Source organism: Desulfurivibrio dismutans (assembly GCF_029210385.1).
Taxonomy (GTDB): Bacteria; Desulfobacterota; Desulfobulbia; order Desulfobulbales; family Desulfurivibrionaceae; genus Desulfurivibrio; species Desulfurivibrio dismutans.
Window position 1 is genome coordinate 15,289 of record NZ_JARGDQ010000001.1, and the last position, 22,014, is coordinate 37,302.

Annotated in this window: 20 protein-coding genes and 3 riboswitches; all 20 genes read right to left on the bottom strand. The window is 63.1% G+C overall.

What is annotated here, in order from left to right:
- Positions 1 to 14: 14 nt before the first annotated feature.
- On the bottom strand, positions 15 to 1,544 hold the full coding sequence (gene cbiD / locus P0N66_RS00070) for a cobalt-precorrin-5B (C(1))-methyltransferase CbiD (RefSeq protein ID WP_275801912.1): 1,530 nt from the start codon (positions 1,542 to 1,544) through the stop codon (positions 15 to 17).
- Entirely contained in the window at positions 1,545 to 2,189 is a 645-nt protein-coding gene (locus tag P0N66_RS00075; protein WP_275801913.1) for a precorrin-8X methylmutase, read from the bottom strand. It abuts the gene before it with no gap.
- On the bottom strand, positions 2,186 to 3,742 hold the full coding sequence (locus P0N66_RS00080) for a cobyrinic acid a,c-diamide synthase CobB (RefSeq protein ID WP_275801914.1): 1,557 nt from the start codon (positions 3,740 to 3,742) through the stop codon (positions 2,186 to 2,188). Before P0N66_RS00080 ends, P0N66_RS00075 begins: the two co-directional genes overlap by 4 nt.
- A 161-nt stretch (positions 3,743 to 3,903) precedes the next feature.
- Positions 3,904 to 4,932, bottom strand: coding sequence for an ABC transporter substrate-binding protein (locus P0N66_RS00085; protein ID WP_275801915.1), 1,029 nt, complete (start codon positions 4,930 to 4,932; stop codon positions 3,904 to 3,906).
- A complete protein-coding gene (locus P0N66_RS00090; protein WP_275801916.1) occupies positions 4,929 to 5,756 on the bottom strand; it encodes an ABC transporter ATP-binding protein in 828 nt (275 codons plus the stop codon). Before P0N66_RS00090 ends, P0N66_RS00085 begins: the two co-directional genes overlap by 4 nt.
- Positions 5,749 to 6,855: a FecCD family ABC transporter permease gene (locus P0N66_RS00095; RefSeq protein ID WP_275801917.1), complete on the bottom strand. Its 1,107-nt coding sequence runs from the start codon at positions 6,853 to 6,855 to the stop codon at positions 5,749 to 5,751. Before P0N66_RS00095 ends, P0N66_RS00090 begins: the two co-directional genes overlap by 8 nt.
- Positions 6,856 to 7,009: 154 nt before the next feature.
- Positions 7,010 to 8,080, bottom strand: coding sequence for a sirohydrochlorin cobaltochelatase (locus tag P0N66_RS00100; protein ID WP_275801918.1), 1,071 nt, complete (start codon positions 8,078 to 8,080; stop codon positions 7,010 to 7,012).
- A 124-nt stretch (positions 8,081 to 8,204) separates the two neighbouring features.
- Positions 8,205 to 8,396: riboswitch (cobalamin riboswitch) on the bottom strand.
- Between the two features lie 119 nt (positions 8,397 to 8,515).
- Positions 8,516 to 9,037, bottom strand: a complete 522-nt coding sequence (locus P0N66_RS00105; RefSeq protein WP_275801919.1) for a hypothetical protein — start codon at positions 9,035 to 9,037, stop codon at positions 8,516 to 8,518.
- Positions 9,038 to 9,667, bottom strand: coding sequence for an anaerobic ribonucleoside-triphosphate reductase activating protein (locus tag P0N66_RS00110; protein ID WP_275801920.1), 630 nt, complete (start codon positions 9,665 to 9,667; stop codon positions 9,038 to 9,040).
- Complete coding sequence (locus tag P0N66_RS00115; protein ID WP_275801921.1) at positions 9,664 to 11,922, bottom strand: ribonucleoside triphosphate reductase; 2,259 nt, start codon at positions 11,920 to 11,922, stop codon at positions 9,664 to 9,666. The genes P0N66_RS00110 and P0N66_RS00115 overlap by 4 nt, the downstream gene beginning before the upstream one ends.
- A 58-nt stretch (positions 11,923 to 11,980) precedes the next feature.
- A riboswitch (cobalamin riboswitch) is annotated at positions 11,981 to 12,179 on the bottom strand.
- A 60-nt stretch (positions 12,180 to 12,239) separates the two neighbouring features.
- Entirely contained in the window at positions 12,240 to 13,118 is an 879-nt protein-coding gene (locus P0N66_RS00120) for an ABC transporter ATP-binding protein (RefSeq protein WP_275801922.1), read from the bottom strand.
- Positions 13,115 to 14,122: a FecCD family ABC transporter permease gene (locus P0N66_RS00125; RefSeq protein ID WP_275801923.1), complete on the bottom strand. Its 1,008-nt coding sequence runs from the start codon at positions 14,120 to 14,122 to the stop codon at positions 13,115 to 13,117. The genes P0N66_RS00120 and P0N66_RS00125 overlap by 4 nt, the downstream gene beginning before the upstream one ends.
- A 13-nt stretch (positions 14,123 to 14,135) precedes the next feature.
- Positions 14,136 to 15,101: an ABC transporter substrate-binding protein gene (locus tag P0N66_RS00130; RefSeq protein ID WP_275801924.1), complete on the bottom strand. Its 966-nt coding sequence runs from the start codon at positions 15,099 to 15,101 to the stop codon at positions 14,136 to 14,138.
- Positions 15,102 to 15,206: 105 nt separating this feature from the next.
- The gene (locus P0N66_RS00135; protein ID WP_275801925.1) at positions 15,207 to 16,070 is read right to left on the bottom strand and encodes an energy transducer TonB; all 864 of its coding nucleotides are present in this window, start codon (positions 16,068 to 16,070) and stop codon (positions 15,207 to 15,209) included.
- Positions 16,071 to 16,086: 16 nt separating this feature from the next.
- A complete protein-coding gene (locus P0N66_RS00140) occupies positions 16,087 to 16,494 on the bottom strand; it encodes an ExbD/TolR family protein (protein WP_275801926.1) in 408 nt (135 codons plus the stop codon).
- On the bottom strand, positions 16,491 to 17,123 hold the full coding sequence (locus P0N66_RS00145; RefSeq protein ID WP_275801927.1) for a MotA/TolQ/ExbB proton channel family protein: 633 nt from the start codon (positions 17,121 to 17,123) through the stop codon (positions 16,491 to 16,493). Before P0N66_RS00145 ends, P0N66_RS00140 begins: the two co-directional genes overlap by 4 nt.
- Before the next feature lie 78 nt (positions 17,124 to 17,201).
- A complete protein-coding gene (locus P0N66_RS00150; RefSeq protein WP_275801928.1) occupies positions 17,202 to 19,055 on the bottom strand; it encodes a TonB-dependent receptor domain-containing protein in 1,854 nt (617 codons plus the stop codon).
- A gap of 129 nt (positions 19,056 to 19,184) precedes the next feature.
- A riboswitch (cobalamin riboswitch) is annotated at positions 19,185 to 19,440 on the bottom strand.
- Positions 19,441 to 19,522: 82 nt separating this feature from the next.
- Positions 19,523 to 20,338 carry an endonuclease III domain-containing protein gene (locus tag P0N66_RS00155; protein WP_275801929.1) on the bottom strand — a complete coding sequence of 272 codons (816 nt, stop codon included), beginning with the start codon at positions 20,336 to 20,338 and terminating at the stop codon, positions 19,523 to 19,525.
- A gap of 37 nt (positions 20,339 to 20,375) precedes the next feature.
- Positions 20,376 to 20,705, bottom strand: a complete 330-nt coding sequence (locus P0N66_RS00160) for a hypothetical protein (RefSeq protein WP_275801930.1) — start codon at positions 20,703 to 20,705, stop codon at positions 20,376 to 20,378.
- Between the two features lie 13 nt (positions 20,706 to 20,718).
- Entirely contained in the window at positions 20,719 to 22,011 is a 1,293-nt protein-coding gene (gene thiC / locus P0N66_RS00165) for a phosphomethylpyrimidine synthase ThiC (protein WP_275801931.1), read from the bottom strand.
- Between the last annotated feature and the right edge of the window lie 3 nt (positions 22,012 to 22,014).

The window sequence follows — 22,014 nt, forward strand, 5'->3', positions numbered from 1 at the left end:
CTGTCTGCATGGTCTTAACTCCTTGGCCTTGGCCCCTGTCCAGGCTCTATGGAACCTTGATGCTGCCCTGCCTCCACCCGGGTCAGTATTTTCATGTGGCCGTCCACCAGGTAAACGGTGACCGGAATGCCGGCCGTTTGTGTGGCGTATTCGGCGGCCCGGCGGCAGACACCGTCGATCAGCGCCTCGGCTCCCGCTGCCTGCAGGCGGACCAGGATTTCCCGGGCGGTGTTGGCCTCGGCCAGTTCGGCCGCCAGGGCCGGGGAAGCGCCCAGTTCCACCAGCAGTTCGACGGCCTGCCGCACCTCCAGGGCCCCGTGGCGGACGTGGGTCTGGGGAATCTTGAGGGCCGCCTTGACGATCTTGGCCCACATCCCGGCCAGGTGCAGGTGCCTGAAACCGCGTTTACCCGCTTCGGTGAGGGAGAAATGCAGGTAATCGCCCATCATGGCATGGGCCTCGTCGGGCAGGGCCAGCAGTCGTTGCACGCCCTTTTCCGAGGTGCGGCCGGTGGCCAGCACCACTTCCTTAAGGCCTGCCGCCCTGGCCACATCCAGCGAGGCGGCGATGGTGGCGGTCCAGGCCGCGGCGGAAACCGGGCGAACGATGCCGGTGGTTCCCAGGATGGACAGCCCGCCAATGATCCCCAGCCGGTGATTCAGGGTCTTGTTCGCCAGGGCCTCGCCGCCGGGGATGGCGATGGTGAGGCGCAAGGCCGCCGGGCGGAAGCCGGAGTCGCCACCGGCCGTGATATCCGCCAGGGCCTCCCGCACCGCCGCCCCGATCATTTGCCGAGGCACCGGGTTGATGGCCGGTTCCCCCGGCGCGATGGCCAGGCCGGGCTTGCTCACCCAGCCCACCCCGTCCCCCCGGCAGAGCACAATCCGTAAGCGATCACGGGGCACCGCATCTTGCGGCGATCGAGCCGGCTCACGTGCTGGAGCACGCATCGCCGTCCCGCTTGCCGCAACCTGCGGCACCCCGTGACCGCTTACTTCGGGTTGATTCATGTGATTCTCTTCTGGCCCCGCATCTTGCGGCGATTGGGCCGGTTCTTGTGCTGGTGCGTAATCGGCGGCGGAAGTTGCCTGGCCGTCGTCCAGTTCCACGCAATCGTGCCGGCAATCGGCCATGGACTGAAACGTGGCCTCCGGCGTGGCCATAGCGACAATCTCCGCTCCGTTGGTGACATCGGGGTCATCGCCGGCGTCCTTGATGACGGAGGCGACGAATATTTTGCCTTGTTCGGCTCCGGCCGGCCGGAGCCGATCACCGCCGGGTGTTTCTTTTTCTTCCTTGACAAAATTGGTGGCAAAGTTGGTGTCTGACCCCAAATTTTCCGACCCCAATGTTCCTAAATTTCCTTCCCCCGGGCCCGGCTGTTGCCAACTGCGATGGACGGCAAAGCCATGGCGGCTGCCGTCGGGAAAGGGGATTTCCACCCGCTCCGGCGCCGTGCCGCGCCCGGCAAACAGCACCGCCGCCTTGGCCGCCGCCGCCGCGCAGGCTCCGGTGGTATAGCCGCTACGCAGGCGCCGCGCCATTCAGTCCGCCTCCGCCGTGGCCAACCGCAGTAGGGCGTTGACAATGGCCGCCGCCGTGGGGCTGCCGCCCTTGCGGCCCAGGGCGGTGATATGGGGATAATCCTGTTGGCTTAGCAGTTCCTTGGATTCGGCGGCGTTGACAAAGCCCACCGGCACCCCGATGATCAGGTCCGGCCGCTGTTCCGGCGCCAGGGTCTCCCGCCGTTCCATGACCCGCAGCAGGGCGGTGGGGGCGTTGCCGATGGCGACAATGCCGATATTTTCCGGCAACAGGTTATCGATGGCCACCTCGGAGCGGGTCAGCCCCCGGCGGCGGGCCTGTTCGGCCACCTCCGGGTCGGCCACCCCGCAGAGCACCTTGCCGCCGTGGCTGGCAAGCAGGTGCTTGCTGATACCGGTGGCGGTCATGTTGACATCGGTGAGGATGTTCTTGCCGGCCCGGATGGCGGCCAGTCCGGCGGTAAGAGCGCCGGGGCCGAAGCGCAGGTTGTCGGCAAAGGAAAAATCGCCTGTGGCGTGGATCACCCGCCGCACTATGCTCCAGGTCGGCGCATCGAAAGGGTGGGCGCCCTGTTCCCGGTCGATGATGCGAAAGCTTTCAGCCTCGATTTCCGCCGGTTTAATCTGCTGAATGGTTATGCTCATGGTTTGTTGTCCTGGCAATTTTTTACGAAAGCGGCGGCGGCCTCCGGGTTGGAGCCCAAATGCAGGTGCAGGTAGCCGGCCACCGTGTTGTGCCGGCGGTAGGCTGCCGATCCCGCGTCGCCGTCGAGGTTGGTGCTGTGGTACAGCCGCTCAATATGTTCCGGCATGGGTTCGATGCGGGAATAATGAAATTCGTGGCCCCGCAGCCGGGTACCGGCGGGGCCGAAAAGTCCACTTTGGGCGGTGACGGCCTCCCGATACCCCAGGGCGGCCAGGCGGCGGCCCATGTTGGCCCGGACCGGAAAAACTCCGGCCAGGGGGTGAAAGTTGCCGTCGAAATCCTCGATTCCCCGGCAGAGATACATGAAGCCGCCGCATTCGCCGTAGATTGCCCCGCCGGTCTCGGCAAAACCCCGGATATTCGTGCATATTTCCCGGTTGGCGGCCAGTTCCCGGGCATAAAGCTCCGGATAACCGCCCCCCAGATAAATTCCGTCCAGATCGGGTGGTAATTTGCGATCGGTTAAAGGGCTGAAAAACACCAGTTCGGCCCCGGCGTCTTGCAGCAGTTCCAGATTGTCCAGGTAGTAGAAGCAAAAGGCCGCATCCCGGGCTACTCCCAGCCGTACCGGGGGTGAAAACTTCCAAGGATAGTCCCCGGGCGGTTCGTCGGTCCCTTTTCGCGGGTTCGTCTGCTGCCGGGCAGCAGACGCCTCGGAGGCGGACAGAATGTCCGCCGAGAATGAGCGAAAAGGGATTGACGAACGGCCCTCAACGGGCTTCGTTGGATCCTTGGACTCCTCCGAGCGCTGGTCCGCTCCCTTTGGCGAAATTGGTGTCTGACCCCAATTTCCCTCGACAAAATTGGTGTCTGACCCCAATTTCCCTTTCTGTTTGTCGGCGGCCAACGTCAGCAGCCGGTCCATATCTACATGCTGTTCGATGGCCGTGGCCAGTTTTTCCAGGGCCGCCGGCGACAGCGGTGATTCCGAGCCCATCTGCAGGCCCAGGTGGCGCTCGGGAATGGTGAACTCCAGGTCGCGGGGTAGATCGCCGATGATCTCGCTTTGGCAGTGCTGTTCGATGGCCAGGTAAAGTCGCCGCCGGTGACGTTCACTGCCCACCCGGTTGAGGATTACCGCCGTTGGGGCGATTTCCGGGGCAAACAGCTCAAATCCCTTGAGTACCGCCGCCGCGCTTTCCGCCGCCGCCTTGGCATCCAGGACCAGCACCACTGGCAGCTTTAGACAACTTGCCAGGGCGGCGGCGGAGGACTCGCCGCCGTCGAACATCCCCATCACCCCTTCGACCAGGCCCAGGTCGCCGGGGCGGCAGTGGCGCTGAAAGGCTTGCCGGACGTAGTCGGGGCCGGTCATCCAGAGATCCAGGTTGGGGGAATGACGGCCGGTGACCAGTTGGTGCAGGGTGGGGTCGATGAAGTCCGGCCCGCACTTGAAGGGCTGCACCGGGGTGCCCCGCCGGGTCAGGGCGGCCAGCAGCCCCAGGGTGACGGTGGTCTTGCCGCAGCCGCTATGGGTGCCAGCGATTATCACCCCTGGGGCGCGATCCCGGAGTACCGCACCTTGCGGCGATCGAGCCGGCTTGCAAGGGGACAGATTTGAAATCTGTCCCCGATCACGCGGCGCCGTCTCGCTTGCCGCAATCTGCGGCACTCCGGAATCGCGCCCTGCATTTTGCGGCGATCTAGTCGTCATCAGGGATTCCCTTTTTGGGTGTTAGGGGGCGCCTGGTTTAAAAAATCCGGGTAGAGGATATTAGCCACCTGGCGGATGCCCTGGATGATCCGCAGGGTGGGGCGGGAGACTAGACGTTCGTCGATCAGGTGAATCTCGCCTTCCCGCACCGCCCGGATGGCCCCGAAGCCCGGCTCGTTTTTGATGATCTCACGGTCCACCGGGTTCATCCGGCCCTGCTGGGCCAGGAAGAGGTCGATTTCATCGCCCTTGGCCAGGATGCGCTCCTTGCCGTAGTCGGCGATATTGGTCTGGCGCACCCGGGGGGCGTCGGTGGCCACGTTGCGGCCGCCGGCCTCTTCCAGTACGAACATGGCGATGCTTTGCGGGGCGAAGGTCTTCATTTGGCGATGAATCGAGGAGAAAAAGACCCGCCGGCGCTGCTCTTCAGGCATATCGTCCACCTGTTGGCGGATGGCGGCCAGTTCCCGTTGGAATTGGGCTATCATCCCTTCCGCCGCCGCCTCCCGGCCGGTGAGCATGCCCAGTTGCCGCCAGTAGTCAAAAATGCCGGTCATGGAGGTGGGTTGCAGGGAAACCACGGTGATGCCGGCCTGTTCCAGCTTGGCGATCAACTGGGGGTAGGCCCGTTCGATCATGGGTCGGGTCAGTACCAGGTCCGGGCGATGACCGATGTAGCGTTCCGGGTCCTCCCGGTAGCTGAAACGGGGGCGGTCCAGCAGGTGGGGCGGATGATCGTCGCTGAGGCCGATGCCGATGACTTGCTGGTCCAGCCCGAGCGCGGCCAGGTTTTCGGTGTGGGCCGGGTAAAGCGAGATGATACGCCGGAAGGGCTGCTCCACCACGATCTCGCGGCCGGAGTTGTCTGCCACCACGGGGCTTGATTGTCTTTCGGCGGTTGATTCCGGCCGCTCGCCGGCCCCGGCCTCCCCAATGCCCGGCAAAAGTATTGCCACCAGGCACAGCATCAAGGCGGTGCCCAAAGGTCGCAGTGACTTCCTGTATATGATGTTCGGTAAAATCATCATTGCCGGGCCTCCGCCGCCGGTATCGGCTGCTTGTGAGCCGTCAGGTTGAACGAAACCCGGGCGGCGTTGCTGAACGAATCGTGGCTGACGGCGCATTCCACCCCGAAGACCCGGGCGATGGTGGCCGGGGTCAACACCTGGTCGGTGGGGCCGGCGGCCTGGATGCGGCCCCGGTTGAGAAACACCAGATGGTCGCAAAAAGCCGCCGCCAGGTTGAGGTCGTGCAGCACCGCGATCACCGTCTGCTCGCCCCGGCTGACCCGCTGCCGCAGGGCTCCCAGAATGTTGAGGGTGTAACGGATATCCAGGCTGGCGGTGGCCTCGTCCAGCAGCAGGGTGGGGGTCTGCTGGGCCAGGGCCCGGGCCACCGCCACCCGCTGTTTTTCCCCGCCGGAGAGTTCGTTGACCGGCCGTCCCGCCAGGTGATCAATACCGATTTCCGCCATCACCCGGTCGATGATCTCCCAGTCCGCCGCCGCCGGCTGGCCGAAGCGGGGCAGGTGGGGGTGACGACCCATGAGGATTACCTCCTCCACGGTGAAGGCAAAATCGATGGCGTACTCCTGGGGGACCAGGGCCAGTTGCCGGGCCAGGGGCCGGCGGCGGTAGGTGTCGATGGCCCGACCCTGGAAGAGCACGCTGCCCCGTCGCACCCGTTGGGTGCCGGTGAGCAGGTCCAGCAGGGTGGTCTTGCCGCAGCCGTTGGGGCCGACAATGCCGTAAAAGCGGCCCGGCGGCAGCTCCAGGTTGATCTCTTCGAGTACCGTGGTCTCGTCGTAGGCGAAAAAGACGTTATGGAGTTGAAAGCCGCCGGTTTCAGCCAAAACGGTACCTCCGCTGCTTCTGCCGGAAAATAAAGCAGAAAAAGGGGCCGCCCAGCAGGGCGGTGAGCACCCCGATGGGCACTTCCACCGGCAGCACCGCCCGGGTGACGGTGTCGGCCCCCAGCATCAGCAGGGCCCCGGCCAGCAGGGAAACCGGCAGCAGCCGCCGGTTGTCCGGCCCCACCACAAAACGCATCAGGTGGGGGATGATCAGGCCGACAAAGCCGATGATCCCCGACACCGAAACACAGACCGCCGCCAGCAACGAGGCGGTGACCAGCAGGATGGTCCGCACCCGGGCGGTCTCCACCCCCAGGGCGTCGGAGGTGCGGCCGCCCAGGGACATGATGTTGAGGTCCCGGGCGTAGTAGGCAAAGATCAGCACCGAGACCAGCAGCACGGCGGCAACCCGCAGCACATCGAACCAGTCCCGGGAGGCGAAGCTGCCCATCAGCCAGAAGACGATCACCGCCACCTGCTCGTCGGCCAGGTATTTCAAAAAGCTGATCCCTGCCGATAAAATGGCCCCCACGATGACCCCCGAGAGAATCAGGGTGGTGGTGGACATCCGGCCGTTGAAGGTGGAGAGCCGCAGCACGATGAACAGGGTAATCACGGCGCTGATAAAGGCGAACAGCGGCACCGAAAAATACTCGTTCAAGGCCAGGTTGGCCACCAGGGCCAGTGAGGCCCCGAAGGCGGCGCCGGAGGAGACCCCCAGGGTGTAGGGGTCGGCCAGGGGGTTGAGCAGGATCCCCTGGAAGATCACCCCGCAGGCCGCCAGGGCCGCCCCCACCAGGGCGGCGGTGAGGATCCGCGGCAGGCGGACCTCCATCAGCACGAAGGGCACTGCCTGGTCGATCTCGGCCAGCAGCTCCGGCCGGCCGCCCAGTTGGGCCAGCAGCACCCGGATAATCTCGCCTACGCCGATCTCCATGTAGCCGGCCCCGGCGGCCAGCAGGGTCATGGCCAGCAGGGCGCAGCTCAGCACCAGCGCGGTGAGCGGCGCCCGGACCTTGGCCCGGTTTGCGTGGCCGGTTCGCCCGTTTTTTTCGATAACCGGAGTTGGCGACTGGGTGTCGGGCAAAATAATTTCCATTCTGACAAGCCGCAGTGAGGGGGGCGGATTTGCAACCTGTCCCCCTCACGCGACTTTTTTCTTTTTTGTCGGTACCGCAAAAAGCCGCGGCGTCGATGGAGCAGGCTCACAAGGGGACAGATTTAAAATCTGTCCCCGGCCACGCGGACATCTGCTATTTCAGCTCAATGCCAGCCGCCGTGGCCGCATCCCGGATATTGTCCACGAAAATCCGGGCAAAGTCCGTTCTTTCACCCAAGCCCTCCAGCTTGGCGGTGCTGCCGATTCCCCTGGCCTGCAACAACGATTGCAGTGAGTCCTCATCATCCCCGGCCATGTCGTTGCGGGCGTGATCGCCGGCCACGGTCATGAAGGGAACCAGCAGGGCGTGGGAGGCGCCGTCGTCGGCCAGGCGTTGGGCGGTGTGTTCCAGGTCCGGAAAACCGGTGGCCATGGTGAAGTAGGTGGGGGTTTCGGGGTAGTGTTGCCGCATCAGGTGTTCCAGCTCAAAAAAGACCCCGGTGGAAAAGGTGCGGTTGCCGTGGGCCATATACACCAGGGCGCTGTTGTTTTGTCGGGCCTGCTCGATATCCACCGCCATGAGGGCGGCGGCCCGCTCCAGGTCTTGGCGGTAAGGGAATTTGATTCCCGGCTGGCCCAGGGCCGGGCGGCCCAGGATGATCTGCTGGAAGGGCCGGTTACGCTCCTTGACGGTGGTGACGGTGTTGAGGGCGTGGATCAGGGAGGCCAGGTCGCTGAACTCCTCGCCGGCGGCGATATGGGTGGGCTGGACGATGATGTGCCCGTAATCCTCGTCCACCAGGTCGGCGATGGTGGCCAGCGGCGCCTTGACCGCAAAAATTTCCCGTGGGATCTTAGGGTGGGCCGCCAGGAACTCCTGGTCATCGCGGCGGGAGTGCCAGATGCGGCGGATAATGTTAGAGGTAAAGGCCAGCCGCACCGTGGTTTCGGGGTAGGCAACCCGCACCTCGTGGTAAATGTTGAGAATGCCGCCCACGGCCTCGGGAAAACTGGTGCCGAAGACGGCCAGTACGATGGCCGTCTCTTCCGACGGTACGTTGACCTTGGCTTGGGCCGGGGGCGCGGCCACCAGGGTGAGCAGCAGGGCCAGGGCGGCCAGCAGGGCCGGGAGCGCCGATCTGGTTGCCGATGGCTGACGGCGGGTGACAGTGAGGGCAGGGGTGGCGGTTGGAAATTGGCTGGGGGTTGCTGGACAGGTCATCATTATTCCTCCGAAAGCAATTGCTCGGTGCCGGAGAATAAAAAAACCCGCACCGATAAATTATCGATCCGGGAGTCCCTGTTGTCCACGCGATCTGTTGCCGACCCCTGTTCCACGGGAGTGGCGCCGATTAACTATTACCCAGGCAGGTCTTCTGACTTACGGTTCATCCTACTGGCCGCGTCTTCCCATCCCTTCAAAAAGCAGGACAGTGACATCATAGGCGGCTTTCGTCCCCGGTCACAGCGGCGGGCCCGTTCCCGATTCACACGGGATTCCCTATCAAGCTCAAGCGAGCACCTGGGTAATTTTTCAACTGTCAAGCATTACGAAATTGCTGTTTTTAGTCAAGCTTTTTCCGGTTGGCGGTTGGTATGGGGTTGTTTTTGCGTTTATGGTTTTTTCACGCCAGTTGGCGCGGCCGGAGCGGGAGGCGTGCTACATCTGCTGGCTCATCATAAGCAGAAAGGGAGCAATGGCCATGCCCTGGAGCACCCAGCCCAGCAGGCAGACGCCGGCGGCGCGCCAGGCGCTTTCATAATCCAGGGCCTGGCGGGTGGCGATGATCATGGCGGTGAGCATCCACAGGGAGATGGCAAAGATCACCACTCCGCCCAGGTAAGGAATGCCGGCCAGTACCCGCAGGATGCCAGGCGCGCTGGCAAAACCGACCACCCGCAGCAACTGGTTGAGGCTGGCTTTGGTGCGGGCTTCGGGCAAAATCTTGGCGCCCACCAGGTAAATCACCAGGGCCCAGATCAGCCAGCCGGCAAAGGCGGCCACGGTGCCGGTGACCAAGCCGATGACTCCCAGTTGCAGTGAGCCGATGCCGGCGGCCAGGCTGGAAAGCAACACCACATTGAGAGCCGGGCCCAAAGCGTTGGGGTCTTCCTTGACCTCGCGGTACAGTTCATGGTCAAGCCGGGCGGCGCGGATAATGCGATCGGTAAGTGAGTTCATTTATCTCTCCGGTTTGGCCGGTTTGGCCGGTTTGGCCGGCTGCGGCGGGCGGCAGGTTTGGGTTTTGTGCGGGGAGCCGGGCGGCACCAGACGGCGAATTTCCGCCAGGTCGGTTTCGTCGAGCAGGTTTTCCACCACGGTGGTGCGAAACTGATGCGCCACCCCGCCGGCGGCAATCAGGGCAATAGAACGCCGGATGGCTTCGGTGTCAACCCTGATTCCCGCCAGTTGCTCGTACTTGGCCAAGGGCGCCTTGATATCCATGGCCAAAAAATCCACCACCCGGGCCGCCAGCAGTTTTTCGAGAATTTCCGGGCGGCTGCCGTTGCTGTCCACCTTCACCGCCAGCCCCAGCTTTTTTATCTCCCGGCAAAAGTCCAGCAGATCCGGTTGCAGGGTGGGCTCGCCGCCGCTGATCACCGCGCCGCCGAGTTTACCCCGGCGGGCCGCCAGACGGGCCAGGATTTCCTCGGAGTCGTAATGGTCGGCGCCGGCCGGGGCGGTGGCGGGGATCAGCTCGGCGTTGTGGCACCAGGGGCAGCGGAAGTTGCAGCCCCTGGTGAAGATCACCGCCGCCACCCGGCCGGGGAAATCGTTGAAGCTGGCCGGATGGAATCCGCCGATGATCATGAATGCGGCGTGTCGGCCCGACAGGCGGTGCTCAGCCGGTAGTGATTGCGGTAGGCGAACTCGGCCTGTTTGCCTTCGTGCCACTGCTGGATGGGCCGCAGGTAGCCCACCACTCGGGAATAAACCTCCGTAGTCGCCTGGCAGTGGGGACAGCGATGCTGTTCGCCGGCGAGATAACCGTGCTGGGGGCAGATGGCAAACACCGGGGTCAGAGTGAAGTAGGGGATGCGGTACTGGGAGCAGACCGTCTTAACAAAGGACTTTACTGTGTCGGCCTCGATTTCGGCCTCGCCCAGAAAGCAGTGGACCACGGTGCCGCCGGTGTATTTGGCCTGCAGTTCATCCTGGTGGTCCAGCAACTGAAAAATATCTTCGGTGTAGTTCACCGGCAGTTGGGTGGAGTTGGTGTAGATGGGCAGGCGGTTTTCCTCGCAGCAGGTCAGGCTGGCGGCCAGTTCGGGAAAGCGGCGGGCGTCCAGCTTGGCCAGCCGGTGGCCGGTGCCCTCGGCCGGGGTGGCCTCCAGGTTGTACTGGTTGCCGGTCTCTTCCTGGAACTTACTTAAGCGCTCCCGCATGAAATCCAGCACCCGCAAGGCAAAATCCTTGCCCGCCGCGGTGCCGATATCCTCGCCCAGCAGGTTGAGGCAGGCCTCGTTGGTGCCGATCAGGCCGATGGTGGAGAAGTGGTTGTCCCAGAAACGGCCGAAGCGCTGCTCCACCTGGCGCAGGTAATAGCGGGTATAGGGATATAGCCCCTTGGCGGTAAAATTTTCCAGCACCTTGCGCTTGGTTTCCAGGCTGGTGCGGGCGATCTGCATTAGCTTTTCCAGGCCCTGGAAGAAATCGGCCTCATCCTTGGCCCGGTAGCCCAGGGCCGCCATGTTGATGGTCACCACCCCGATGGAGCCGGTGAGCGGGTTGGCCCCGAACAGGCCACCGCCCCGTTTTTCCAGCTCCCGGGTGTCCAGCCGCAGCCGGCAGCACATGGAGCGGGCATCGTCGGGGCTCATGTCCGAATTGACGAAGTTGGCGAAATAGGGCAGCCCGTAGCGGGCGGTGGTGCGCCAGAGGCGGTCGAGGCTCCGGTCATCCCAGTTGAAGTCGGCGGTGATGTTGTAGGTGGGGATGGGAAAGGTGAAGGCCCGCCCCTTGCTGTCGCCCTCGGCCATCACTTCGAGGAAGGCCTGGTTGAGCAGGTTCATCTCGGCCTGGTATTCACCGTAACAGCTGTCGCTTTCCGCGCCGCCGATGATCACCGGCGCTTCCCGCAGGGCCCTGGGCGGCTGCAGGTCCATGGTGAGGTTGGTAAAGGGGGTCTGGAAACCCACCCGGGTGGGGACGTTGAGGTTGAAGACAAACTCCTGCAGGGCCTGCTTGATCTCCCGGTAACCCAGGCCGTCGGCGCGGATAAAGGGGGCCAGCAGGGTGTCGAAGTTGGCAAAGGCCTGGGCCCCGGCGGCTTCCCCCTGCAGGGTGTAGAAAAAGTTGACGATCTGGCCTAAAGCGCTGCGGAAATGCTTGGCCGGGCCGCTTTCCGCCTTGCCCGGAGCGCCGGTGAAGCCCTGGTTGAGCAAATCGCGCAGGTCCCAGCCCACGCAGTACACCGAGAGCTGGCCCAGGTCGTGCAGGTGCAGATCCCCTTCCTGGTGGGCCCGGCGCACCTCGGCGGGGTAGATCTTGTTGAGCCAGTAGTTCTTGCTGATCTCGCTGGAGATATAGTTGTTCAGCCCCTGCAGCGAGTAGGACATGTTGGAGTTTTCCTGCACCTGCCAGTCGAGTTTCTGCAGATAGCCGTCGATGAGATCGAGGTCGGTCTGGGTGACCATCTCCCGGATGCGGGCGTGCTGGTCGCGGTAAAGGATGTAGGCCTTGGCGGTTTTCTTGTAAGGCGAGGAGAGTAGCACCTCCTCCACCAGATCCTGGATTTCCTCCACCGATGGTACCGATGGTACCGACGGCACGGGGTTGGCCGGGGAAACAGGGGCGGGGTCGGCGCCTTGGCTGCTGCCAAACAGATTCTGGGCGATGGCCAGCACCTGCATGGTCAGCCGCCGGGCCTCGGGGGGGCCCAGTTCGCCGGTGACCTCACCGGCCTTGTGGATGGCGTTGGTGATTTTCTCCGCCGTAAAAGGCACCAGCCGCTGGTCCCGCTTGCGGATGACGTTAAAAAGTTGAGAAGAGGCGGCGGCCCCGGCGGGCGCGGGCTGGTGGTCGACTGTTGGTTGTTGCCGGGATTGAGCTGGAACGTGAACCATGATGCTGCTCCTTTACGCGAGGTAGCAATAATAAAAAAGGTGGCGAACCGCCGAAGGCGGCGGCCTTGGTTTCACGGCAGGTCTTCGGACTTTCGGGCCTAAGCGCTTACCTACTGATTATCCCTTCCCGGCTGGTATGATTTGGCCAGTGGTTATGATAACGTTCGTTCCCGATCACCGCTGCGCGACAGTTCCGGATTTGCACCGGATTCCCTTTGCATCCTTACCCGCGACCAACCGGTCAGCAAGTTTGGAAACCGCTTGCACCACTGTATATCGTGTTATGGCTTGACGGTCAACACAAAATGTAGTGTTTGCTAGAGCCGGTACTTTTCCGGAATCGGGCAGACCCGCGGCACTTGCCCCAGGGGATTTTCGTCGACCATCAAGGGGCATTGGTAGGTTTCCTCCAGCCGGCCCCGCTCCAGCACCGTGGCCGGTGGTCCCAGGCCGGCCAAGTGGCCCCGGGCCAGCATCAACAGGCGATCACCGTACATGGCTGCCAGGTTGAGGTCGTGGGAGACCATGACCACCGTGATCCCCTGTTCCCGGCATAGCCTGGTCAACAGATCCAGAATCATAATCTGGTGGGCCGGATCCAGGGCGGCGGTGGGTTCGTCCAGGAGCAGCAGGCGCGGCTGGCGGCACAGCGCCTGGGCGATAAAGACCCGCTGCCGCTCGCCGCCGCTGAGTTGGTCCAGGCGGCGGGAGGCCAGGTGCTCGATATCGGTGAAGGCCATGGCCTGGCGGGCCAGTTGGCGGTCGGCCCGGCCTTCCAGTTCCCAGGGGCGCAGGTGGGGGGCGCGGCCCATCAGCACCGTGGTTGCTACCGGGAAGGGGAATTCAGCCGGAAGCTGCTGGGGAAGTACTGCCACCTGGCGGGCAAACTGCCGCCGCCGGCGGCCGGTGGGGCTTTGCCCCAGCACCTCAATGGAACCTTTGGTGGGGGTCAGCAGGCCGGCCAGCAGCTTGATCAGCGAGGTCTTGCCGCTGCCGTTGGGGCCGATGATCAGGAAAAACTCTCCTTGCTCGACGGTGAAGTAAAGCCGGTGCAAAATGGCCGTCTGCTGAAAGGCAAGGCTGACGTTGTGCGCGGCAATGGCGGTATTGGCGGCCGTGGTGGTTGCCGGGGCCGGAAAGAATTGTCCGGCGTTAGGCGGCAGAGAAGAAGGTCGTGCTTGCCGTTTGCCCATCATTTCGTCTTCCAGAGCAGAAAAATAAAGACCGGGGCGCCGATCAGGGCGGTGACAATCCCCACCGGCAACTCCCCGCCGGTGGGCAGCGAGCGGGCCAGCAGGTCGCAGACCACCAGGTAGGCGGCGCCTCCCAGCAGGCAGGCGGGAATCAACACCCGGTGGTCGGGACCGGCCAGCAGCCGGAAAATATGGGGCACCACCAGGCCGACAAAACCGATCAGCCCGGCCTGGCTGACGATCACCCCCACCATGAAGGAGGTAGCCATCAGCAGGGTCAGGGAAACGGTCCCGACGCTGACCCCCAGGGTGGCGGCGGCTTCCCGGCCCATGAGCAGCAGGTTGAGCGGCCGGGCCAGCAGCATGATCAGCAGCATCATGGGCAGTAACAGTAAAAGGATGGGCAACTGCCCCGGTTCGGCCCGGGAGAGATCACCCATCAGCCAGAACATGATGGAGCGTAACTGGTCATCCTGGCTGACGGCCAGCAGCAGCATGATCAACGAACCGCAGAAGGCGTTCATCATCACCCCGCCCAGCAGCAAGGTATCCTTGCCGGTACCCCGCCGACCGCCGGCGATGGCCAGTACCAGGGCCAGGGTCACCATGCCGCCGACAAAGGCCAGCAGGGTTATACCGGGAAAGTTGGCCAGCCCGACCATCATCCCCAGAATCGCCCCCACCGCCGCGCCGCCGCTTAACCCCAGAATGTAGGGCTCGGCCAGGGGGTTGCGCAGCAGGGCCTGGAAGACCAGCCCGCCCAGGGCCAGGGCGGCGCCGGCAGCGGCGGCCAGGATAACCCGGGGCAGGCGGATTTGCCAGATGATGGCGGCGGTCACCGGATCGGCACTCTCGGGGTCGGCCAGTAAGCGCCAGAGAGCCTCGGGGTTGAGGCCCGATGAACCGCCGCTAAGTCCCAGAAAAACGGCGCCGGCTAAGGCCAGAACGCCGCCCAGCAACACCAGGGGCAGGGTTTTCAGCAGGGAGGGAAAGGTGGGTGTGGTCATAGAGGATGCTATCCTATTCAATTTCCTTAAAATTATCAAGCTCGGAGCTGAACAGTTGCGGCTGGATCAGCCGGGCCAGGATCTCCAGGCCGTCCAGCAGCCGGTGGGTGGGGCGGTCGAAGAGGTCGGCGTCCACCACATGGATGCGGTTGTGCCGCACCGCTTCCAGTTGGGGCCAGCGCCGCCACATCTGGAGCAGCTTCTCCGGGCTCTGGCCGCCGGCCATGGAGGTGATGATTACCACCTCCGGCTGCAGGGTGAGGATTTCTTCCCAGCCGAACCGGGGATAAAGCGTGCCGCCGGCGGCGGCGTTGCGGCCGCCGGCCAGCCCGATCAGTTCATGTAAAAAGGTCTCTTCCCCAATGCTGACCATGGGCGCGGCGTCCACCTGGAAAAAGACCAGGGGCCGGTGCTTGATGTGCCGGGTTATTTCCCCCAGGCGGTCAAGCCGCCGGGTCATGTCGACGGCCAGAGCGGTGGCCTGGTCTTCGGCGTTAAGGACCGATCCCAGGGCCAGCAGGCTTACCTTGATCTCCGCCAGATTACGCGGGTCGATGGCAAAGACCGGAATGTCTAAATTCTCCAGCCGCTGGATGAGTTGCCGAGGGTTGCCGTCCCTGGTGGCCAGCACCAGATCCGGGCGCAGGGACACGATCCGTTCCAGGTCGGGCAGGACATAGGAGCCGACGCGGGGAATTTTTTTGGCCGCCGGCGGATAGTTGCTGAACTGGGTAGTGCCCATCAGCAGTTCATCCCGTTTAAGGGCAAAAATCATCTCGGTGATGCCCGGGGCTAAAGAAATAACTCGCTCAGGCGTGGCCGGAATGGTCACCTCCCGGCCGGTGGGGTCCGTTACGATTTGCCGCTGTTCCGCGGCGCTGGCGGCCATGGGCGGCAGCAGCAGGATCAGCGCCAGCGTGAGTAGCCACGGTATCGCCAGGGTTGGCCAACTCTGACGGTGCCTGTCGACGTTATCCATATCGGCCTTATTCCTCATGGTTGGCCGCTGGGGATTATGGTGAGTGGTGATAGTGAAATTAATCATGCTTGTTTGCCGACCTTGGTTGTGATCTGGATAGTTACATTATTGTAAAGCAAAGCGAACCGGTACCAGCACCCGGCTGGCCACGGCCTGGTCGTTGCGCCGGCCGGGTTCAAATCGCCAGTCGGCCACGGCGTTGGCCGCCGCACGGTCCAGCAGAGGATAACCGCTGGATTCGGCCACCTGCAACTCCTCCACCCGGCCCTGGCGGTTAACCAGCACCTCCAGGATGACGGTGCCCTGGTGGTGCCGTCTTTGGGCCGCGCGGGGATAAGGCGGTGGTGGATTTTCCCGGTAGAGAGGGTGGGCCTCGATAATCTCACCAGTGGTGGCGGCCGTTGTCTCCCGTCCAGCCGGGGTGCTTGCCGCCTCCCCAGCGTTGATGGGCGGCGTCGGAGCAATGGTGGTCGCCGTCGCTTGGGCGCTGGTGGGTTCCTCGGCGGGCTCCTCTTCTGCGGACTCCCCGGTTGGCTCCACCGCTTCGGCAATGATTTGCCGGGGTGGCTCGGGCGGCGGTTTCGGCGTGCTCGAAGCCGTCGGCCTCTTGGTCGGCGCTTTTGGGGGTTCGGGCTCCAACTCCGGTTTAAGTTCTGATGGTTGCAGTACCGGTTTTGCTTCCGGTTCCGGTCCTGGCTCGGGATCGGGGGCTGTCGCTGTTGACGTTGCCGGTCGCGGGTCCGTTGCCGCCGTAGTTTCCTGAGTCGGTGCCCGCTCGGGCTGAGGGGGAGGTCGGGTCTCGGATCCGGTTGCCTGTTCCGGCGCGGGACGGGCACTCAGCGCCAACTGCATGGGTGCTTGCCGGGTGCCTTCCGGTGGCTCCGGCCGCCAGGACCAGTCACTGCCCCACCAGAACAGTAAGGTATGGCCGAACAGGGCCAGGGCAATGGCCATCAACATCCTTTGCATGGTTTTTTGTGACCTTTCAATGGTCGATGGCCTCGGCCTGTAGCGAAACCCGCTCAAGTCCGGCCTCGCTTATTTTGTCCAGGACCGCGAAAAGCTGCTGGTAGCTCAAATCCCGGTCAGCAAACAGCACCACCGTGGTGGCCGGCTCCCGGGCGGCCGCGGCGCGCAGGTGGTCAGCCAGCTGGTCACGGGCCACCGGCTGGCGATTAACAAAAATTTCGCCGTCGGCCTGGATATTAACCGTCAGCGTGGTTTCCTGCTCCGGGGCGGCGCTGGCCGATTGCGGCAGGGTAACCGGCAGGCCGCGGTGCACGGCCATGGAGAGCATGGCGTAGATAAAGACCACCAGCACCAGAAAGACGATATCGATCAGCGGCAGCATCTCGATTCGGGCTTTTTTGCCGGTTGCGGGCCTAATCTTCATGATTTCGCGGTGGCTCGGTCCGGCGTTTGCTCCGCCGTTTTCTGAAAAATAATTTCCAGGCTGGTGGCGTATTTTTCGATGTTAAGGGCGGCGTTTTCGGCCCGGGCGTTGAAGTAGTTGTAGGGGAAAACGGAGAAAATGGCAATACTCAGGCCGGTGGCGGTGGTGATCAGGGCCTGGGCGATGCCGGCGGTGACTTTACCCGGTTCCTCGATGCCGGCCGTTTCCAGCATCTCAAATGAGCTGATGATCCCCACCACGGTGCCCAGGATCCCCAGCAGCGGCGCCACAGTGATCATGGTGTCCAGCACCCCCATGAAGCGCCGCATCCGCTGCATTTCATCAGCCGCCGCCGCCTCCATGGCCTTGGCCGGGGAAAAGTCCCGGTGGAGAATGCCGCTGATCAGAATCCGGATCACGTAATCCCGGCAGCCGGCAACCTTTTCCCGCACCGCCGCCAAACGGTCGGTCCGGCTCAACTCCAGCACCTCGTCCACCAACTCCCGCCGCCGATGATACTCCACCCCGGCCCAGAAGACGGCCCGCTCGATCACCACCGTAAGGGCGATGACCGAGCAGGCCAGCAGGGGATACATCAACGGCCCACCGCTGTGAAATAATTCCAGCATTTTCAAAATCCCCAGATGATCGCCCCCGGAGAGCAGCCATGTTCGCCCCGGCTGTGGTCCAGGGCCACCGGGCGGAGCCTAGAACCGGTAGTTCAGGCTCGCCCAATAGGTGCGTCCGGGAGTGTTGTAAGTGGCTACTTCCTCGTAATCCTTGTCCAGCAGGTTGTCAATTTTGCCCTGCAGCAGCCAGTTGTCGGTGAGATCGTAGCCGGCCCGCCAGTGCAGCAGGGCGTAGCCGGACAGCCGGGTATCGTTGGCCGCGTCGTCATAACTTTTGCTGAAGGCCTGCAGGGTCAGGCCGCTGCGCAGGCGGCCGAAGTCGCCATCCAGGTTGACGGCGGCCGTCCTGCGGGAGCGGCGCGGTAGCAGCAGGTCGCTGTCGCGGTCTTTGGGGCTTAAAATAGTCACCATGGCCCCGAGCTGCCAGTGCTCTCCCAGGTGATGACCGGTTTCCAGTTCCAGGCCGTCAATGCGCGCCCGGTCAACGTTTTCCGGCGGCCAGCCGCTGATCAACTGGTCTATATCGGTGCGGAAAACCCCGATACGCCAGTGGCCCTGGGAGTAGCTTTGCTGCAGGGCCGCCTCATAACTTTTCGACTCTTCCGGATCCAGGTCGGGGTTGCCGCCGCCACCAAAAACGGGGTCGGCGGGCCAGTACAGTTCGTTGAAAGTCGGTGCTCGGAAAGCCGTGCCGTAATTGAGGCTCAGTCGCATATCGCGCGGCAGTTCCAGCCCGTAGCCAACATTGTAAGTGGTATGGCTGCCGAACTGCTCGTTGTCTTCGTGGCGCACGCCCAAAAGCAGGCCGTGCTGGCCGTAATTGAGCTGGTGCTGGGCATAAACCCCGGTGGTATCGCGACTGTCTTCCTCATAGTCAGTGCTGCTGCTGACCTTGTCCTTATGGTAGTCCACCCCCACGGTCAAAGTGTTGTGGCCGTCGAGGAAGAAGTCGTTCTGCCAGTTTAGCTGGTTCCGTTTGGTGTCAAAGCGGCTGGAAAAATCGCTGTTACTGTAATTTTTGCTGTCATCCCGGGTTTGACCGGCCTTTAAGGTGACGTCCCAAAAATCGGCGGGGCGCAGCTGCCAGTTTACTCCCAGCACCTGCTGGCGGAAATCGGTTTCGTTTTCCCCCCAGCCGTCAAATTCCGTGGTGCCGGAGGAATGCAGGCCGTGAAACTCCAATTCGTGACCGGGGGCAAAGCGGTGCCCCAGGCGCATGCTTAAGCTGTTTTCCCGGTAGCCGTCCCGGTCCGGTTCATCGGGGGTGAAAAAACCGGGCATGCCGGGATCGGGAACATTGTTGCGGCGAGCGTCAAATCCATCGGAGTCAATATGGCCGGCGGCCAGGCTGTAGTGGCTGTCGCCCGTGGTGCCGGAGACCGCGGCCCGGGCTTCATAGGTGCGGTGGCTGCCGGCAGCGACGCTGATGTTGCCCTGCGGATCATCCTTTCCCTGGCGGGTGAAGATGTGAATGACCCCGCCCATGGCGTCGGAGCCGTATAGGGTGGAACGCGGTCCGCGGACCACTTCGATCCGCTCGATCTGGTCCACGGGAATATGCTGCAGGGAGGCACGGCCCAGGGTGGCGGAGCCCAGGCGCATCCCGTCCACCAACACCAGGGTCTGGCTGGTGGAGGTGCCGCGCAGATAGATGTCCGCGGTTTGGCCCCGGCCGCCGCTGCGGCTGATCTGCAGGCCGGGCACGGTGGCCAGCGCTTCCGGCACGCTGGTAAACTGGCCTTTTTCCAGGTCCTGGCGGGTGATGACGCTGACGGCGGCCAGGGTGTCGTCCACACTTTGGGCCGTCCGGCTGGCGGTGACCACCACCTCTTCCATCAGTGGTTCCGGTTCATGGCCCTCGATGGCCGCTCCGGCCGGCAGCGGCAGGGCCAGCAGGGCGCCCAGACCGGCGATACGGATGGTTTTTTTCATTGCTTTACCCCTTTTGGTTGCTGACGGTTCCGGGGTTGCAATAAAAAAACCCCGCACCGATAGTTAATATCGATCCGGGATTCCCTGTTTCTCCACAAGATCGGCGGCCTTACCCCTTTTCCGCGGGGGCGGCTTCCACATATCCGGGCAGGTCTTCTGACTCTCGGTTCATCCTACCGGCCGCGTCTTCCCATCCCCGAACTGGCGGACAGTGACATTATTCCGTAAGCTGGCATTGTTGCCGTTTACGGTCGGTAATCAAGCAGCGGTCGTGCTGTTTGTTACCGGGCGGCTTTCGTCCCCGATCACAGCGGCGGGTCCGTTCCCGATTCCCACGGGATTCCCTATTAAGCTCGCAGTGAGCACCTGGATAATTGTAAAGCTCATACAAATGGCGGAAATCGGCTGCCAAGTCAAGCGTTTTCTGGTCTTTGGCCGCCGTCTTTTGGCAATAAAGCAACAATAATTCAGTCTGTTGTGCAATGAAGTGGGCACTCGGGGCAACGGGGGTTGCGTTTACGGCAGAACTCCTTGCCGAGACGGACAATGAGGGCGTGGTACTCATTGTACAGGGCCGGGTCGGCGGGCAGGGCGTCGGTGAAAATTTCCTGGATGGTGTAGTAGTCGGCCTCTTCCGGCACCAGTTGATGGCGGTTGAAAATGCGGTGGGTGTAGGTGTCCACCACAAAAACCGGTTTGCCGGCGGCATAGAGACAGATGGAATCGGCGGTTTCCGGGCCGATGCCCTTGACCGCCAGCAGCTCTTGCCGCAGTTCGGTGGCAGGTTGAGACAGGAAATCCTTCAGGCTGTCGTGGTGGTCGGCAACCCGGGCCAGCAGATTATGCAGCCGTCGGGCCTTGAGGTTGTAGTAGCCGGCCGGGCGGATCAGGCCGGCCAGCACCTCGGGGGGCAGTTCCCGCAGGGCGGCCAGGCAGTGGTCCTGCTCCGTCTCTTCGCAGTACTTTGCGTAAGAGTGGCCGCGGCCGGTCAGGCCGTTGCCGGGGGGGCAGGGCTCCGTCAAGGTTTCATTTGGCTGGTGAGTGTATGACCCGGCGGCAGACGTCGCGCCCGCCGCCGGGAGCATCGGCGCACCGGGGGCGAGCCGGGTCGGCAGCAGGCCCGCTGCCTTGAGGTTGACGATGGCCTTTTCGACATTGCTCCAGGAGGTGTTCTGGGTCAGCACGGCGCCGACCATGATCTCCAGGGGAGTGTCGCCGGGCCACCAGTGCTGGGGACCAAAGTGCTTCAGCAGTTGCCGGTAAATGCTTGCCAGGGGGTGCATATCGGGTCGGCCGGGGCCCGGGCGGGGCCGCCGGGGCTCAATCGGAACGGATAAAGAGAAAATAGACGGCGATCACCGCGGCCAGCAGTCCGACGCCCGCCACCGGCAGCACTTTGTTCAGCTGCAGTTCGCCGTCGATAATCAGCCCTTCCATCATCGGGCTGCCGGTAAGGATCCACAGCGCCACGACCAGCGCGGTAAGCACCAGGGTGTTGACCGCCTGCCGGTAGAGCTTGTAAACGACAAACAGTACAAAGGGCACCATGAACCACGGATTGGTGAACAGGGCCATCACTTCTACGTTTCTGATCTGACCGGGAACTCCCGTGCTGTTAATCGACTCGGCGATAGAAGCTAGAAACTCCATGTACTCCCCCCTCTTATTCTCTCCTGCGGGTGGCCTGCTTGTAGACCTTGATGGCGCAGAACGAGCCGCACATGCTGCAGGCATCCCCAGTGTAGGTGTTGCCTTCCTCACGATAACGCCGGGCCTTGTCCGGGTCAACCGAGAGTTCGATCTGGCCTTTCCAGTCCAGGGCGCAGCGGCGCTTGGCCATCTCAATGTCACGCTCCATGGCGCCGGGCACCTTTTTGACGATATCGGCGGCGTGGGCGGCGATCCGCGAGGCGATCACGCCGTCGTGAACATCCTGGGAGCTGGGCAGCTTAAGATGTTCGGCCGGGGTGACGTAGCAAAGGAAATCGGCCCCGGCGGAGGCGGCGATGGCCCCGCCGATGGCGCCGGTGATATGGTCGTAGCCCGGGGCGATATCCGTGACCAGCGGCCCCAGGACATAAAAAGGGGCGTTGTGGCATAGCCGTTTTTGCAGCAGTACGTTGGCTTCGATCTGGTCCAGCGGCATGTGGCCCGGCCCTTCGATCATCACCTGCACCCCGGCCTCCCAAGCCCGCTGGGTCAATTCGCCCAGGTGAATCAGCTCCTGGACCTGGCCGCGGTCGGTGGCGTCGGCCAGGCAGCCGGGCCGGATGCCGTCGCCCAGGCTCAGGGTCACCTCGTGTTCCTTAAGGATCGCCAGCAGGTCGTCAAAATGCTCGTACATGGGGTTTTCCCGGTTGTTGTGGCTCATCCACTCGATGGTGAAGGAGCCGCCCCGGCTGACCACCCCCAGCAGCCGCTGGTGGTTGTCGATGCGCTTCAAGGTATCCAGGGTGATGCCGCAGTGGATGGTCATGAAGTCCACCCCATCGCGGGCCTGCTCTTCGATGGTCTGAAAGATATGATCGACGCTGACTTCGCCGATTTTCTTCTTTTCCTTTTCGACGAACTGGGCGATGCTCTGGTAGATGGGTACGGTGCCCAATGGGATCGGGCAATTATTCAGGATTTCCCGGCGGATGGCGCTGATCTCACCGCCCATGCTCAGGTCCATCACCGCATCCGCCCCGGCTTTGAGGCAGACGCAGAGTTTTTGCAGTTCGTTGTCCAGTTCGGGGTGGTCTTTGGAGGAGCCGATATTGGCGTTGACCTTGGTTTTCAGACCCTTGCCGATGCCGGTAACCCGGGGAAAATCATGATGGTGGTTCTTGGGGATACAGATTTCTCCCGCCGCCACCCCGGCCATCAGGGTGTCAACGCTGACCCCTTCAAGGGCGGCGCACTGTTCGAATACCGGGGATACCTGGCCATTGATGGCGTCTTCGCGAATGCTCATGTT

Bases quoted from the DNA above. Each gene is read 5' to 3' on its own strand.
- cbiD (WP_275801912.1), bottom strand. From the start codon at position 1,544: ATGGCGCGGCGCCTGCGTAGCGGCTATACCACCGGAGCCTGCGCGGCG.
- P0N66_RS00075 (WP_275801913.1), bottom strand. From the start codon at position 2,189: ATGAGCATAACCATTCAGCAGATTAAACCGGCGGAAATCGAGGCTGAA.
- P0N66_RS00085 (WP_275801915.1), bottom strand. From the start codon at position 4,932: ATGATGATTTTACCGAACATCATATACAGGAAGTCACTGCGACCTTTG.
- P0N66_RS00095 (WP_275801917.1), bottom strand. From the start codon at position 6,855: ATGGAAATTATTTTGCCCGACACCCAGTCGCCAACTCCGGTTATCGAA.
- P0N66_RS00100 (WP_275801918.1), bottom strand. From the start codon at position 8,080: ATGATGACCTGTCCAGCAACCCCCAGCCAATTTCCAACCGCCACCCCT.
- P0N66_RS00105 (WP_275801919.1), bottom strand. From the start codon at position 9,037: ATGAACTCACTTACCGATCGCATTATCCGCGCCGCCCGGCTTGACCAT.
- P0N66_RS00110 (WP_275801920.1), bottom strand. From the start codon at position 9,667: ATGATCATCGGCGGATTCCATCCGGCCAGCTTCAACGATTTCCCCGGC.
- P0N66_RS00115 (WP_275801921.1), bottom strand. From the start codon at position 11,922: ATGGTTCACGTTCCAGCTCAATCCCGGCAACAACCAACAGTCGACCAC.
- P0N66_RS00120 (WP_275801922.1), bottom strand. From the start codon at position 13,118: ATGATGGGCAAACGGCAAGCACGACCTTCTTCTCTGCCGCCTAACGCC.
- P0N66_RS00125 (WP_275801923.1), bottom strand. From the start codon at position 14,122: ATGACCACACCCACCTTTCCCTCCCTGCTGAAAACCCTGCCCCTGGTG.
- P0N66_RS00130 (WP_275801924.1), bottom strand. From the start codon at position 15,101: ATGGATAACGTCGACAGGCACCGTCAGAGTTGGCCAACCCTGGCGATA.
- P0N66_RS00135 (WP_275801925.1), bottom strand. From the start codon at position 16,070: ATGCAAAGGATGTTGATGGCCATTGCCCTGGCCCTGTTCGGCCATACC.
- P0N66_RS00140 (WP_275801926.1), bottom strand. From the start codon at position 16,494: ATGAAGATTAGGCCCGCAACCGGCAAAAAAGCCCGAATCGAGATGCTG.
- P0N66_RS00145 (WP_275801927.1), bottom strand. From the start codon at position 17,123: ATGCTGGAATTATTTCACAGCGGTGGGCCGTTGATGTATCCCCTGCTG.
- P0N66_RS00150 (WP_275801928.1), bottom strand. From the start codon at position 19,055: ATGAAAAAAACCATCCGTATCGCCGGTCTGGGCGCCCTGCTGGCCCTG.
- P0N66_RS00155 (WP_275801929.1), bottom strand. From the start codon at position 20,338: ATGCACCCCCTGGCAAGCATTTACCGGCAACTGCTGAAGCACTTTGGT.
- P0N66_RS00160 (WP_275801930.1), bottom strand. From the start codon at position 20,705: ATGGAGTTTCTAGCTTCTATCGCCGAGTCGATTAACAGCACGGGAGTT.
- thiC (WP_275801931.1), bottom strand. From the start codon at position 22,011: ATGAGCATTCGCGAAGACGCCATCAATGGCCAGGTATCCCCGGTATTC.